The 13,308-nt window shown below is 48.4% G+C and carries 13 protein-coding genes; 8 read left to right on the top strand and 5 right to left on the bottom strand.

Annotation, left to right across the window (positions count from 1 at the left end; all coding sequences use genetic code 11):
• The first annotated feature begins 206 nt into the window (after nt 1–206).
• Complete coding sequence (locus tag ACJB0T_RS18620) at nt 207–1,199, top strand: protein kinase family protein (RefSeq protein WP_479292021.1); 993 nt, start codon at nt 207–209, stop codon at nt 1,197–1,199.
• A gap of 71 nt (nt 1,200–1,270) precedes the next feature.
• Here the strand turns inward: ACJB0T_RS18620 and ACJB0T_RS18625 are convergent, their stop codons facing one another.
• From ACJB0T_RS18625 to hemC, 4 genes are read right to left on the bottom strand one after another with little or no spacing between them, the layout of a single operon-like run.
• The gene (locus tag ACJB0T_RS18625) at nt 1,271–2,452 is read right to left on the bottom strand and encodes a heme biosynthesis protein HemY (RefSeq protein ID WP_479292019.1); all 1,182 of its coding nucleotides are present in this window, start codon (nt 2,450–2,452) and stop codon (nt 1,271–1,273) included.
• Nucleotides 2,452–3,633 carry a uroporphyrinogen-III C-methyltransferase gene (locus ACJB0T_RS18630; protein ID WP_479292017.1) on the bottom strand — a complete coding sequence of 394 codons (1,182 nt, stop codon included), beginning with the start codon at nt 3,631–3,633 and terminating at the stop codon, nt 2,452–2,454. Before ACJB0T_RS18630 ends, ACJB0T_RS18625 begins: the two co-directional genes overlap by 1 nt.
• Nucleotides 3,617–4,375, bottom strand: a complete 759-nt coding sequence (locus ACJB0T_RS18635; protein ID WP_479292015.1) for a uroporphyrinogen-III synthase — start codon at nt 4,373–4,375, stop codon at nt 3,617–3,619. Before ACJB0T_RS18635 ends, ACJB0T_RS18630 begins: the two co-directional genes overlap by 17 nt.
• A 6-nt stretch (nt 4,376–4,381) precedes the next feature.
• Nucleotides 4,382–5,320, bottom strand: coding sequence for a hydroxymethylbilane synthase (gene hemC, locus ACJB0T_RS18640; RefSeq protein WP_479292013.1), 939 nt, complete (start codon nt 5,318–5,320; stop codon nt 4,382–4,384).
• A 344-nt stretch (nt 5,321–5,664) separates the two neighbouring features.
• On the opposite strand from hemC, the gene ACJB0T_RS18645 reads away from it, so the two are divergent.
• The gene (locus ACJB0T_RS18645; protein ID WP_479292011.1) at nt 5,665–8,199 is read left to right on the top strand and encodes a class I adenylate cyclase; all 2,535 of its coding nucleotides are present in this window, start codon (nt 5,665–5,667) and stop codon (nt 8,197–8,199) included.
• Nucleotides 8,200–8,213: 14 nt separating this feature from the next.
• On the opposite strand, the gene cyaY is transcribed toward ACJB0T_RS18645, so the two are convergent.
• On the bottom strand, nt 8,214–8,528 hold the full coding sequence (gene cyaY, locus ACJB0T_RS18650; RefSeq protein ID WP_479292009.1) for an iron donor protein CyaY: 315 nt from the start codon (nt 8,526–8,528) through the stop codon (nt 8,214–8,216).
• A 74-nt stretch (nt 8,529–8,602) separates the two neighbouring features.
• Here cyaY and lptM point away from each other — a divergent pair, with 74 nt between their 5' ends.
• From lptM to yigB, 6 genes are all read left to right on the top strand, one after another.
• Complete coding sequence (gene lptM / locus ACJB0T_RS18655; protein WP_479292007.1) at nt 8,603–8,722, top strand: LPS translocon maturation chaperone LptM; 120 nt, start codon at nt 8,603–8,605, stop codon at nt 8,720–8,722.
• Nucleotides 8,723–8,758: 36 nt separating this feature from the next.
• The gene (gene lysA / locus ACJB0T_RS18660; RefSeq protein WP_479292005.1) at nt 8,759–10,012 is read left to right on the top strand and encodes a diaminopimelate decarboxylase; all 1,254 of its coding nucleotides are present in this window, start codon (nt 8,759–8,761) and stop codon (nt 10,010–10,012) included.
• Nucleotides 10,013–10,022: 10 nt separating this feature from the next.
• The gene (dapF, locus tag ACJB0T_RS18665; RefSeq protein ID WP_042502913.1) at nt 10,023–10,853 is read left to right on the top strand and encodes a diaminopimelate epimerase; all 831 of its coding nucleotides are present in this window, start codon (nt 10,023–10,025) and stop codon (nt 10,851–10,853) included.
• An 82-nt stretch (nt 10,854–10,935) separates the two neighbouring features.
• Nucleotides 10,936–11,652, top strand: coding sequence for a DUF484 family protein (locus ACJB0T_RS18670; RefSeq protein ID WP_479292003.1), 717 nt, complete (start codon nt 10,936–10,938; stop codon nt 11,650–11,652).
• Nucleotides 11,630–12,586, top strand: a complete 957-nt coding sequence (gene xerC / locus ACJB0T_RS18675; RefSeq protein ID WP_479292001.1) for a tyrosine recombinase XerC — start codon at nt 11,630–11,632, stop codon at nt 12,584–12,586. Before ACJB0T_RS18670 ends, xerC begins: the two co-directional genes overlap by 23 nt.
• On the top strand, nt 12,586–13,305 hold the full coding sequence (yigB, locus tag ACJB0T_RS18680) for a 5-amino-6-(5-phospho-D-ribitylamino)uracil phosphatase YigB (RefSeq protein WP_479291999.1): 720 nt from the start codon (nt 12,586–12,588) through the stop codon (nt 13,303–13,305). The genes xerC and yigB overlap by 1 nt, the downstream gene beginning before the upstream one ends.
• Nucleotides 13,306–13,308: the final 3 nt, after the last annotated feature.

Here is a 13,308-nt window from a genome sequence, read left to right on the forward strand (position 1 = left end):
CCGGCAACCGTTAATAGCGGTTCTAGGGTTCAAATCCCTATCTCTCCGCCACATTGGAAAGCCCGCTGAGGAATCAGCGGGCTTTTTTCATATCTGAGCTTCTATAAAAAGCCAACCTAACCGTTATTGATCTCTGTTGCCCTTCCGTTTACTGCCTTTGTCTGTCAAAGTTAACCTTACTCTCAATCACTAAAGGTAGCTAAACCTTGAGTTCTTGTTCTTACGAGCCAGCAGAGTCACTGAAAACACTGCTTGGTGACAAACATCATGTGGTTTCGAAAGATCCAATACAGAGCCTCTGGAGCGGTTATGGCGAGCTGTTTCGTATTCATACCGATAGCCCTGAGTTTCCTAGCTTAATCATTAAGGCCATTGACCTCCCTAGGGTTGCACCTAAGCATCACCCAAAAGGTTGGAATACCGAGCTTTCAAATCAAAGAAAGCTCAAGTCTTATCAAGTGGAGTTTCACTGGTACCGGAACTATGTTGCTCGAATGCCTATCGGTTGGGCGCCATGTTGCTTAGCCGCTGATAGTCATGATTCACATTATGAGTTGGTACTGGAAGATCTTAAACTTGCTGGTTATGCTCGGGTTGTAAGAACGCCATCAAACCAAGAGATAGAAACGGTTCTTCGTTGGTTAGCTCAGTTTCATGCTTTTTGGTTAGGTACTGAGCCCACAGGGCTTTGGCAGCAAGGTACCTATTGGCATTTAGCAACTCGCCCAGATGAATGGCAGGCAATGACGGCAAGTCGATACAAATCAGCCGCTGAGCGTATAGATGACATACTCAACGATTGCTGTTACCAAACCTTAGTGCATGGTGACGCCAAGTTGGCTAACTTTTGTTTCAACGAAATCGGCACTCAGGTCAGTGCGGTTGATTTTCAATATGTTGGTGGTGGTGTGGGTGTAAAAGATGTGGCGTTATTTCTCTGCACAGTTCTCGATTTCGATGACCCCCAGTTATCTATCGACAGCAATGTTGAAACTTATTTTGAAGCCTTAGAGGCGGCGTTGGCTCGCTATCAGCCTAATGTGGATGCAAGTGATGTGTGTCATGAGTGGCGAAGGCTGCTAGGGCTGGCATGGGCTGACTATCAACGTTTTTTGCTTGGCTGGAGCCCAGTTCATGTGCGAGTGAATGTCTTTACTAGTAAGCTGACTTTAGACGCACTCAACGACTTTCAATTGTAAAAAGCCAGCCGTAAAAAACCAGTTGTAAAAAAAGCTCCCGCGGGAGCTTTTTATCACTGAAAGCGATTGAGTTACTTACTGTCAATCAAGGTCAGTGCTTTACGAGAAACCTCTCCTGCTGCTTTAGTGAGGTCTTGCTTCTCAAGCGTGTCAGCGAGGTAAGCGTAATCTGAAACGTCTGGGCGGACTGACAATGCACACTCAAAGTGGCGCTGTGCCTCAGGCCATTTCTCTTCGCGGAAGTAGAACTGAGCGAGAGCACTCTGAGCTTTAGCGTTGTCAGGCTGCTTTTTGACAACATCTTCTAACATCACAACTACCGGGTGAGCATCCGCTAGGTTCAGCTCAGGTAGCAGAGTATAAAGGTCGTCGTGACCTTGCTTCTTCAGTGTCTCTTTAATCACGGTAAAGGCTTCAGCATCCGCCTTGCGAGCGATAAGCTGTTTAGTAAAGCAGCCCACAAGGTGTGTGCTTTGACGTGTTTTACGTGGCAGTTTGTTCCAATGACCGATAAGACCCTCACTACCTTGCTGGCTAGCGATATCTTCAAGTAGGCCGCACTGAGCTCGCTCTTCAAGTTCAATCTGCTCTTCAGTATCGATAAGTTTTGCTTTGTTTAGCTTCGGCAGTAGATCAATAAGTGCTTGCCACTCGCCAAGTTCACGATAGGTGGTTTTTAGCAGGCTAAGTACAATCGTATTGCTAGGGTGATCGGCTTTTAGTGTCTCAAGTGTTGAGGCAGCAAGTTCCCACTCTTCTTCACGTACCGCTTGCTTAGCGCGTGTCAGTTGAACCGCAAGATCCGAGTTTTCTTGCTGAGAAGCCAACTCAAGATAGTGGTCGCGTTTCGCTTTGTCGCCTTGACCTAGCGCGGCTTCAGAGGCCACGAGATAACACAGCAAAGGCATATCATGGTAATTTGCCCAGCGAGTCACTTTCTTTTCAGCGAGTTTCCAGTCACCTTCTAGCAGCTTAACAATACCTTCGTTAGTGTAGCGGCGAGAGCGGCGCATTTTACGCACGCTGAAGTAGTTGAATGTGGTCACACTGGTGTAGAGGATCTTCTTGATGATGTACTCCAGCAGAAACAGCACGGCAAGCGCGGCAATCACAAAGACAACCAGTGTCGTGACACTCATTTCAATGGTCTTATCGGCAATCGATATCAGCACATAGCCTTGTTGACCAGTGAACTGGGTGCCGACAAACAGCCCTGCGCCCAGTACAACGAAGAGGAAGATTAATCGAATCATTATTTCTCCTCCGTGATAATGGTTGTCACTTCACGGCGCAGGCGTTCGCTAATCACATCAGACAGCTGCGCTTGTGTTTCAAGTTTCACAGGGTAGTTCACTTGGATGTTTTGCTGACTCAGCTTACCCAGTGCAGCATTAAACTCTTTAACGCTGTTATTATCCATATCGAAGAAGGATTCTGACCATTGATCTGCGGTCTCCAGTGACATCTTGTAGATCTCACCTTGCTCTTCGTACACAGCTCGTATTGCCGTCTCAATTTTCGACTTGATGTTCTCACGCAGGTAAAAGTGCTGTTCTGGTGACAGTAGTGGGATAACATTGCCGTCACGGCTGCGGAAGGTGATGAAGTTCTCTGAGAAATCTTTCAAAGAAGTCATCAAGTTATCTTGCCAGTCGTAGATATCCTGCGATACCTGACGTTTTTCTACCGCCGGCGCATCAGGCAGGATAGCGTTAGCAAGTGGCAGTTGGTCGACTTCGCGCTGCAGGGAAGTCAGGCGAAGCACTAAACCATCACGGTCAATCAGAGGTACCGTGCGCAGCTTAGTGATGTCGTTTGCCATAGATTGACGCAGAGAAACCAGGCTTGGATCATTGAGTGCAGCGATGCGTTGGTCGGCGCTCTCCATCAAGCGTGTCGCACTGACCACGTCGTGTTCTAAGAACAGTTTACGTCCAGCCAGTTTTACCAAGTAGTCCGCTTCTGCGAGTAGCCAATCATTAGGACGACGGCCTTTTACGTCCGCGACAGCAAGTTGCAGGCTCTCAATACTTTTTTTCTGTTGACCTAATACCACTTCCGCTTTGTAGGTCATGGTTTTTGCTTGCTCTAATGTGTCAGCTTGCACTTGCTGCATTTCAGAGCTTAGCGAGCTTTGTGATGCTTTGATTTGGGCTTCAAGCCGTGTGATACGAGCTTCGTAGTCGCCAGCCTGCTTTTGCATCATAAAGGTCATGCCACCGCCGAGCAGTAGGGCAAGAATGATCGCGGCGGTGCCGAGTTTCACACCACGCTTGCCTTGCTTTTCTTCAAACTCAGGGGCTTTGGGTTGTGAGACTTGGTCATCGACGGCTTTCGTCTCCGATTCATTCGTTTGTTGGGTGTTCTCTGGGGCTAGAGTTACGTCTTTTTTGTCTTCAGACTGGATTTGCTCGTCTTTATTTTTGTTCGTCATTGTTAAGTCCTGTTTTTAGACGCTGGAGAGCAGCAAATAGAGTAGAGTTCGATGCACCTTGGCTATTAGTAACGTTATTAAATCCTTGGGCTATCGCTTGCTTGGCGATTCGTTCACTGGGAACCAATAGCCATTGTTGTTTCAACCATGCTTGTTGTGATTCTGGCATTGCAGCCACTAAATGATCCAGTTGTTCCGCACTTGTAACAACCATGGTATCTATCTGGGCTTGTTGCCATTGTTCTATCGCGGCAGATTCGACGGCTCGATATTGGCGCTGATATAGCTGCAAATAATGCACATGGGCGCCTCGTTTCGTCAACTCATCGAAGATGAGCTCACGCCCGCCATTGCCACGAAGAATGACAACACGCTTGCCGGCAACGCCGACTAGCTCAGGCATGGCGAGCAGGTGTTCACTATCGCTAACCGAGGGATAGTGTACGTTTTGTTGCACTAGTTTGCTCAATTCATGTGCGGTTTTTTGACCAACCCCAAGATAAATAGCGTGATTCGGCATGCTGTCCGGGTGTGTTGAAAGCGGCTTTGCAAGGCCATGTACGGCGTATTGACTGACCGCTATAACAATGTCGGCGCAGCGAAGCTCGTTGAGTTGAGATGAATTGAGGGAAGTCAGATGAATATCAATAAGGGGATAATGGAGGGCATAGCCCTCCATCTTTTCAATCAGAGCGCAGAGTTCAATACCTTGGGTTTCAGGCCTTGTCACCAGTACTCTCATCAGGCATTACTCGTGATCTTGGTAAAGCTTCTCAAGGATTTCTTTAGCGCCATCGGCGAGGAGCTGATTCGCTAGCTGTATACCTAATGCTTCGGCATCTTGACGGCTACCTTGGATTTCACCGCGAACGATTTTGCTACCATCGGGCTCTCCGACTAAGGCGCGCAGCCAAATGTTGTCGCCATCAATTAGAGAGTAACTGCCAATTGGTACCTGACAGCCACCTTCTAGCGTCAGGTTCATGGCGCGCTCACAACGCACACGATCAGAGGTCTCTGTGTGGTTTAGTGGCTCTAGCAATTTGATAAGACGTTCATCATCAAGGCGACACTCAATACCGACCGCGCCTTGACCAACCGCTGGCAAAGACTCTTCTGGCTCGATAAAGCTACGAATACGTGACTCAAGCTCAAGGCGTTTAAGGCCAGCAGCGGCAAGAATAATGGCATCGTACTCACCGTTGTCGAGCTTCCCTAGGCGGGTACCCACGTTGCCACGCAGTTCTTTGATGACCAGATCAGGACGCTGCTCTTTGAGTTGACACTGCCTGCGCAAGCTACACGTACCGACGATAGCGCCTTGCGGTAGGTCATTAATGCTCGCATAAGTATTAGAGACAAATGCATCACGTGGATCTTCACGCTCACAGATGGTCACAAGTCCCAGACCTTCAGGGAAATCAACCGGGACGTCTTTCATTGAGTGCACGGCAAGGTCGGCACGACCTTCCAGCATCGCCATTTCGAGCTCTTTAACGAACAGCCCTTTACCGCCTACCTTTGCTAGAGGCGTGTCTAGGATGATGTCGCCTTTGGTTACCATCGTCACCAATTCAACCTCGAGTCCTGGGTGTGCAGCAATCAGAGCGTCCTTCACATAGTGAGCTTGCCATAGCGCAAGGGGACTTTTACGGGTGGCAATTCGAATAGGCTGAGTCTGGGTCATAGTGTTCTCGTAAGCATCTCGTTTGTTCTGATGAGTCAATCGTATCATTGACTCAAAGAAATGCTTAGCGATTTCCCAAACCCGGGCTCAAACGAGAACTTTAGCGATCACAGATATTATCAATAGTGTGAGGTTAATCGCATTTGTTGTGGCAACTACTGTTAGAATTGTCCGCTATGATTTGGAAGGCTGAACCAAACGTCACCGCAGTGGGTGTTGAGTTGTCGTAGTGCCGAGTATCACTTTACCGCTTATAATAAAAATGATACATTGATCACGTTTTGAACGCTTGTTTGTTTAAAACCTATGCAAAATAGCAGTTAGATTGAACCTAGGAATCACCCTTGCAGGCATACACTCAAACCCTTATACAAAGGTTAGATACCCTAAACCAGCAGCGTAGTGAGCGCGCGCTAGCGCTTATGGATCTGCAAGGTCAACGTGTATTTCAGCTTATTCCAGCACTGTTTCACTTCAACCACCCGATCATTCCCGGTTTTTACGAAGCCAGTAGCCCAAGCGGCTTGTTTGGTTTTGAAGCCAACGAACTCCAGCAGCAATTTCTCGATGATATCGCGCTCGCATTGGGTCAACCTTTGCCGCAGCCAAGTCAAAACGAGATCCTTGGTCTGTACACGATGGGAAGTACCTCATCGATAGGCCAAAGCACGTCAAGTGATTTGGATATTTGGGTCTGTATCTCCCCGCAAATGTCGACTAAATCCAGAGAACTGCTCAGCAATAAGTGTTTGCTGATAACAGACTGGGCAAAAGGCCTTGGGGTGGAAGCGAACTTCTTTTTAATGGATGAAGACCGTTTCCGTAGCAACATCTCTGAGGAGATGACCGGTGATAACTGTGGTTCATCACAACACCTATTGCTACTGGATGAATTCTATCGTTCTGCGGTGCGTCTAGGCGGCCAGCGTCTGTTGTGGCAAATCGTGCCGCCAGAGATGGAAGAGTGCTACGAAGATTACGTCGCCAAAATGTGCGATGAAGGCCATATCAACTGCGATGAGTGGATTGACTTCGGGCGTCTGAATCGCATTCCTGCAGAAGAGTACTTTGGTTCGAGTCTGTGGCAACTCTATAAGAGTATCGACTCCCCTTATAAGTCGGTACTTAAAGCTATTTTGCTTGAGGCGTATTCTTGGGAATATCCGCACACTCAATTACTAAGCATTGATACTAAACGTCGCTTCTTTGCCCATGAACCTGATCTCTATGGTATGGACGCGTATTATCTGATGCTTGAGAAAGTAACGCGCTATCTTGAGCGTATTGGCGATGAGACCCGCTTGGATTTGGTACGTCGCTGTTTCTATCTCAAAACGCACGAGAAATTATCTCGTGAGCCAGGTGTCGGTTCGATGCCATGGCGCCGTGAAGCCTTGACGCAAATGACCACCAATTGGAATTGGTCGCAAGAGGTGCTCAAAGAGCTCGACAACCGCCGTAATTGGAAGGTTGAGCAGGTGATGCAAGTGCATAATTCTCTGCTTGATGCACTGATGCTCAGCTATCGTAACCTGATTCAGTTTGCGAGACGCAATGACATCACCTCGGCAATCAGTCCGCAAGACATCAGTATTCTTGCTCGTAAGCTGTATGCCGCGTTTGAGGTATTGCCGGGCAAAGTCACTCTGCTCAATCCGCAAATCTCACCTGATTTACATGAGCCCGATCTAACGTTTATTGAGGTTCAGCAAGGTAAGAGTTACCAGTCGGGTTGGTATCTATATAAGCAGCCGCTGATCCCGCATCGAATCCTAGGTCAAGCACCACTCGAGCATAACGAATACTTAAGTAAGCTTGTTGCTTGGGCGTTCTTTAATGGCCTTATCACTGAGTCGACACGTTTGAACTCGGTAGTGCGTGATGCGCATATTGATATCGATAAGTTCTATCAGATGGTCAGTGATCTGCGTAATACCTTCTCGTTGCGCAAGCGTCGCCCGAGTATGCAAGCATTGGGTAGTCCATGTGAGATAAGCCAGCTTGCCATGTTCATCAACTTTGAGAACGATCCGACGCGGGAGCTTTCTGCGAAGGCGTCTAAAGTTGATTTGAAGAATGTTGATATCTTAAGTTTTGGCAGCGAAGGTAAAAGCCTGATTGGTTCGGTCGATTTGGTGTACCGTAACTCTTGGCATGAAGTGCGCACCCTTCACTTTGAAGGTGAAACGGCAATGCTGGATGCACTAAAAACCGTGCTCGGAAAAATGCACCAAGATGCGTTCCCGCCAGAGTCGGTGGACGTGTTCTGCTATAGCAAAAACTTGCGCGGCGTGTTAAGAAACACTGTCTATCAATTGCTAGCGGAGTGTATTGAGCTGCGTTTGAAACCGATTGACCAGGAAAAGCGTCGCCGCTTCAAAGCACTGAAAGTCGCCAACCAGATGTATGGCTTGTTCTTTGAACGTCGTGGAGTTTCGATGCAGAAATTGGAGAACTCGGTGGATTTCTACCGCAGTATTTCGACTAACAAACTGCAAGGCTCACCGCTACTCATGCTGGATAAAGAAGTCGAGTATCAGTTGCCTCAAGTGGTCGACGGGTTTGCCAGCGAAGGTTTGATCCAGTTCTTCTTCGAAGACACTGACAACGGCTTCAACATCTATGTGTTGGATGAATCAAACCAGGTTGAGGTTTACCACCAGATGCGCGGCAGTAAAGATGAGATGATTGCTAGCGTAAACAGTTTCTACACCTCAAACGTTAACAATGACAGTGAGGTGTCATCCAAGTTGATCAACTTCAACTTGCCGCAGTACTACCAGCTGGTTCATGCGGAAGAAGGAGAGCCTTATATCATTCCTTACCGTAACGACGGCGGCTCTTCCAACTCTCGTAATTCAAAAGCAGTGAATGCTTGATGCATCGATTGGGCTTATACCCAGTCGATGTCTTCACCCGCGTGTTTCCCACACTCTTCTTTGACCATAGCCATCAGTTCAAGACCGGTCTTTGAGCATGTCCACTTCTCTTCAATGAGTTTGAAGTGAAAACCACCTGATTTCGACGCAAGCCAGATCTCATGCATCGGTTCTTGGCGGTTGATGATGATTTGACTGCGGTCTTCAAATTCTAGTGTCATGACGTTGCCCGTCACTTCATAATCGATATCGGCACCCGATTCGTCGATAGCTTCTTCGATGTTTTGTAGTTGAGCGTCGACCAGTTGGTGAAATTCCGTGTCGTTCATTTTGTAATCCTATTGCTTTTCTAATTCGTGGTGCGATTATAGGGGGCATTGATTCAATAATCACGATATGCAAAATGAAAAAGACGATTACAGCAATGTTTATGCTGGTAATAGTAGGACTAGCGGGATGCGGCCAGACTGGCGAATTGTATATGCCTGCTGAAGACGCACCAACCAACGAGCAAGCACAATAACGATAGCCATCGACACAGTGTAAAGGGATACAGGATTTGGATTATTTCAACTATCAGGACGATGGCCAGCTTTGGGCCGAGAATACGTCACTTACCAAACTTGCCGAGCAATACGGCACACCACTTTATGTTTATTCCCGTGCGACGCTTGAGCGTCACTGGAATGCATTTGATAAATCTGTCGGCGACCATCCACACTTGGTGTGTTATGCAGTGAAAGCGAACTCGAACATCGGTGTGCTTAATGTATTGGCACGTTTAGGTTCAGGCTTTGATATTGTTTCTGGCGGCGAGCTAGAACGTGTGGTTGCCGCGGGTGGCGATCCAAGTAAAGTGGTGTTCTCTGGTGTTGGTAAAACCGCGCAAGAGATGCGCCGTGCGCTTGAGCTTGGTATTAAGTGCTTCAATGTTGAATCGGAACCTGAGCTAGAGCGTCTTAACCAAGTCGCTGGTGAGATGGGGGTTGTGGCACCCATTTCATTGCGTATTAACCCAGATGTCGATGCGAATACTCACCCATACATTTCAACCGGTCTTCGTGATAACAAATTTGGTATTGCGTTTGATCGCGCGCCAGCCGTCTACAAATTTGCCAGTAGCTTACCTAACCTAGCGGTTCATGGTATCGATTGTCATATTGGCTCTCAGCTAACGGATATCGAACCATTCATTGATGCGACCGATCGCTTGCTAGCGCTTATCGATCAATTACGTGCCGACGGCGTTGATATTCGCCACTTAGATGTCGGTGGTGGTCTTGGTGTGGTTTATCGTGATGAGTTGCCACCACAGCCATCGGATTACGCCAAAGCACTGCTGGCTCGCTTAGAGAACCATCCTGAGCTTGAACTGATTTTTGAACCAGGTCGTGCGATTGCGGCTAACGCTGGCGTACTACTGACCAAAGTTGAGTTCCTAAAGCACACTGAGCATAAGAACTTCGCCATCATTGATGCGGCGATGAACGACCTTATGCGCCCTGCGCTGTATCAAGCGTGGCAAGATATCATCCCGGTTAAGCCTCGTGAAGGCGAAGCCACGACTTACGATTTAGTTGGCCCAATCTGTGAAACGGGCGACTTCATTGGTAAAGATCGCGCCTTAGCACTCGAACCAAATGATCTACTGGCCGTTCGCTCTGCTGGTGCTTACGGTTTTGTTATGTCTTCTAATTACAACACGCGACCACGAGTTGCCGAAGTGATGGTTGACGGCGAGACGGCGCACCTTGTACGTAAGCGTGAAACCTTAGAGAGTCTTTGGGAACTAGAAAGCATTTTGCCGGAGTAACAGAACCACTATGCACTTCCACTTTTCTAAAATGCACGGTTTGGGTAACGACTTTATGGTTGTTGACTGTATTACCCAGAACGTTTTCTTTTCACCTGAGCTTATCCGCCGTTTAGCGGATAGGCACACAGGCGTTGGTTTTGACCAACTGTTGATTGTTGAAGCACCTTACGATCCTGAAACGGATTTCCATTATCGCATTTTCAACGCGGATGGCAGTGAGGTAGAGCAGTGTGGCAATGGCGCGCGCTGTTTTGCTCGCTTTGTGCAGATGAAAGGGCTCACCAACAAATACAGCATCAGTGTCAGCACCAAGAAAGGCAAAATGGTGCTCAAGTTAGAAGAGAATGACTTGGTGACGGTCAACATGGGCCAACCTGAGTTCGAGCCAAGCAAGATCCCATTTAAAGCGAAGCAAAAAGAAAAGACCTATATTCTACGTGCCGGCGACCATACCTTATTCTGTGGTGCCGTCAGTATGGGTAATCCCCACGTCGTTACCGTGGTTGACGATACGCAAACCGCGGATGTGGATACCTTAGGTCCGCTATTAGAATCACATGAACGCTTCCCAGAGCGCGTTAACGCGGGTTTTATGCAAGTGCTTAGCCGTGATGAAGTGAATCTTCGCGTGTATGAGCGCGGTGCGGGTGAAACCCAAGCGTGTGGTAGCGGCGCGTGTGGTGCGGTCGCGGTAGGCATAGTGCAAGGTTTGCTGGATGAAACGGTGGAGGTGCACTTGCCGGGCGGCGATTTGAAGATCAGCTGGAAAGGTCCGGGACATCCGCTGTATATGACAGGAGCAGCGGCTCACGTTTTCGATGGGCAGATTTCTTGTTAGCCAATAACCCATTATACTAATGGCGGGTCTTTCGAGACCCGTCATTTTTTTATTTATATGACAGGGACTAAAGGGAATCATTTTGTCTGAGTTTGAAGCGAGCCACCTAACAGCAGAAGTGGTAGCAGAGTATCTTTCTGATCATCCAGATTTTTTTAAGGGTAGAGAATCGCTAGTAGAGTCGCTTTCCTTACCACACCAGCAGCAAGGTGCGGTGTCTTTAGTGGGAATTCAGCTGCAACGACAGCGTGAACGCATTGAAGCACTGGAAGAAGAGATCACCGCCTTGATGTCGCTAGCGGCTCGCAATGATAAAACCTTCTATGAGTTTATGTCGCTGCAAGAAAACCTGTTGAAGTGCCATGATCTGCAAAGCGTCGTTTCGGCCATTAAACACACCGCAACCGGCCTGAACTTGCGTGGCTACCTTAAGCTTATCGACAGCGATGACAATGCCGACCCATTATCGATGGAAAGCTGGAAACGCTTTATCACCAATCATCTCAATGGAAAAGAGGCGTACTTAGGTCGTCTACGTCAAGCAGATCGCACTATGCTATTTACTGAGCAGCAGATCATCGATGGCCAAGTGCCAGAGCTTGGTTCTTATGTGGTTCTGCCGCTCAAGCGTAAGTTTGCTCAAGGTCTGCTCATCTTTTCAAGTGACGACGGAGGTCACTTCCAACCGGATATGGATACCCTGTTTTTGCGCCACCTCGCGCTGGTGGTTTCCTATCTATGCGAGCACCTCGATTGGCAGGTGCAAGAGGAAGACAATGTCAGACCAAACCACGCCTAATGCCAACCTTCCTAGCGGACTGCAAAAGCCGCTAGATAAGTTCTACGAATACCTGCGTAGCGAGAAAGGGCTCAGCCTGCATACTCAACGCAACTACCGCCAGCAGCTCGAAACAATGGGGCAGCACCTAAATGAGATGGGCGTAAATGCTTGGACGAAAGTGGACGCTGGATGGGTAAGGCAGCTAGCTGGTAAGGGGATGCGTGAAGGGATGAAAGCGAGCAGTATCGCTACGCGTCTATCGTCGCTGCGCAGCTTCTTCGATTTCCTTATTCTGCGTGGTGAACTGTCTGCGAACCCTGCAAAAGGCGTCAGTGCGCCGCGTAAGCAAAGACCTCTACCTAAGAACTTAGATGTGGATGAAGTTTCCCAGCTTTTGGAAGTGGATGAAACTGACTCGCTGGCGATTCGCGATCGTGCCATGATGGAAATGATGTATGGCGCAGGGCTGCGTTTGGCGGAAATGGTGGGGATTGATGTTAAGCACCTCAATTTGTCGAGTGGCGAAATTCGCGTTATCGGTAAAGGCAACAAAGAGCGTAAGGTGCCTTTCTCTGGGTATGCGACGGAATGGGCGAAAAAGTGGCTTAAGGTGCGTGGTGAGTTAGCTAAACCGGGCGAGCCAGCATTGTTCGTCTCCAAACTGGGTACGCGTATTTCCCATCGCAGTGTACAAAAGCGTATGGCGGAGTGGGGACAAAAGCAGTCCTTGGCAAGTCATGTTAGCCCGCACAAACTGCGTCACTCGTTTGCGACTCACATGCTTGAGTCGAGCAATAACCTGCGTGCGGTACAAGAGCTGCTGGGCCATGAGAATATCTCAACCACGCAGATCTATACCCACCTTGATTTCCAACATCTTGCCCAAGCGTATGATCAAGCTCACCCTAGAGCCCATAAGAAAGGTAAGCCTAAGCAACAAGAGGATTCCTAATGCGCTTTTATCGTAGCCTAGAGACCATCAAGGCGATGACCTTTGACCTTGATGACACCCTTTATGACAATTGGCCGATCATTCGTGAGGTCGAGCAAAAAGCGGCTCAGTGGTTGCAGCAAAACCACCCGATCAGTCAGCAGTGGGACAAAGCACAGTGGCAAGCGTTCAAATTTCAGTTGGCTAAGCAAGATCCGATGTTGAAACACGATGTCACCGAGTGGCGTTATCAGCAGATAAAACAGGGGCTGGGGCATTTGGGTTACGATGATCCCAAAGCGACCGAGGCTGCAAAAACGCTAATAGATCATGTGTTGGAATGGCGCAGCGATTTCGATGTTCCACATGAAACACATCAGTTTTTGACGACCTTGAGTGAGAAGATGCCACTGGTGGCTATCACTAATGGTAATGTGGATGTCGATAAAATCGGCTTGGGGCGCTACTTTTCCTTGGTACTAAAGGCAGGCCCTGATGGCCGGGCCAAGCCTTATGCGGATATGTTCGACAAAGCGGCCGATTTCCTGGCCTTGCCGCGCCAGCAGATCTTGCATGTGGGCGATCATGTGGTGACGGATGTGGCAGGGGCTAAACGCAACGGTTTTAGTGCTTGCTGGTTTAACGATAAAGGTGTTGAGCCTCGTGATATTCCTCGAATGAAGCTTCTGCCAGACGTTGAGATAAGCCGCATTGAGCAGTTGCTTGAGCTAACGCGCTAAGCA

Source organism: Vibrio sp. CB1-5, from assembly GCF_059412285.1.

Coding starts and splice junctions, on each gene's coding strand:
- ACJB0T_RS18625 (WP_479292019.1), bottom strand. CDS start 2,452: ATGATTCGATTAATCTTCCTCTTCGTTGTACTGGGCGCAGGGCTGTTT.
- ACJB0T_RS18630 (WP_479292017.1), bottom strand. CDS start 3,633: ATGACGAACAAAAATAAAGACGAGCAAATCCAGTCTGAAGACAAAAAA.
- ACJB0T_RS18635 (WP_479292015.1), bottom strand. CDS start 4,375: ATGAGAGTACTGGTGACAAGGCCTGAAACCCAAGGTATTGAACTCTGC.
- hemC (WP_479292013.1), bottom strand. CDS start 5,320: ATGACCCAGACTCAGCCTATTCGAATTGCCACCCGTAAAAGTCCCCTT.
- cyaY (WP_479292009.1), bottom strand. CDS start 8,528: ATGAACGACACGGAATTTCACCAACTGGTCGACGCTCAACTACAAAAC.
- lptM (WP_479292007.1), top strand. CDS start 8,603: ATGAAAAAGACGATTACAGCAATGTTTATGCTGGTAATAGTAGGACTA.
- dapF (WP_042502913.1), top strand. CDS start 10,023: ATGCACTTCCACTTTTCTAAAATGCACGGTTTGGGTAACGACTTTATG.
- xerC (WP_479292001.1), top strand. CDS start 11,630: ATGTCAGACCAAACCACGCCTAATGCCAACCTTCCTAGCGGACTGCAA.
- yigB (WP_479291999.1), top strand. CDS start 12,586: ATGCGCTTTTATCGTAGCCTAGAGACCATCAAGGCGATGACCTTTGAC.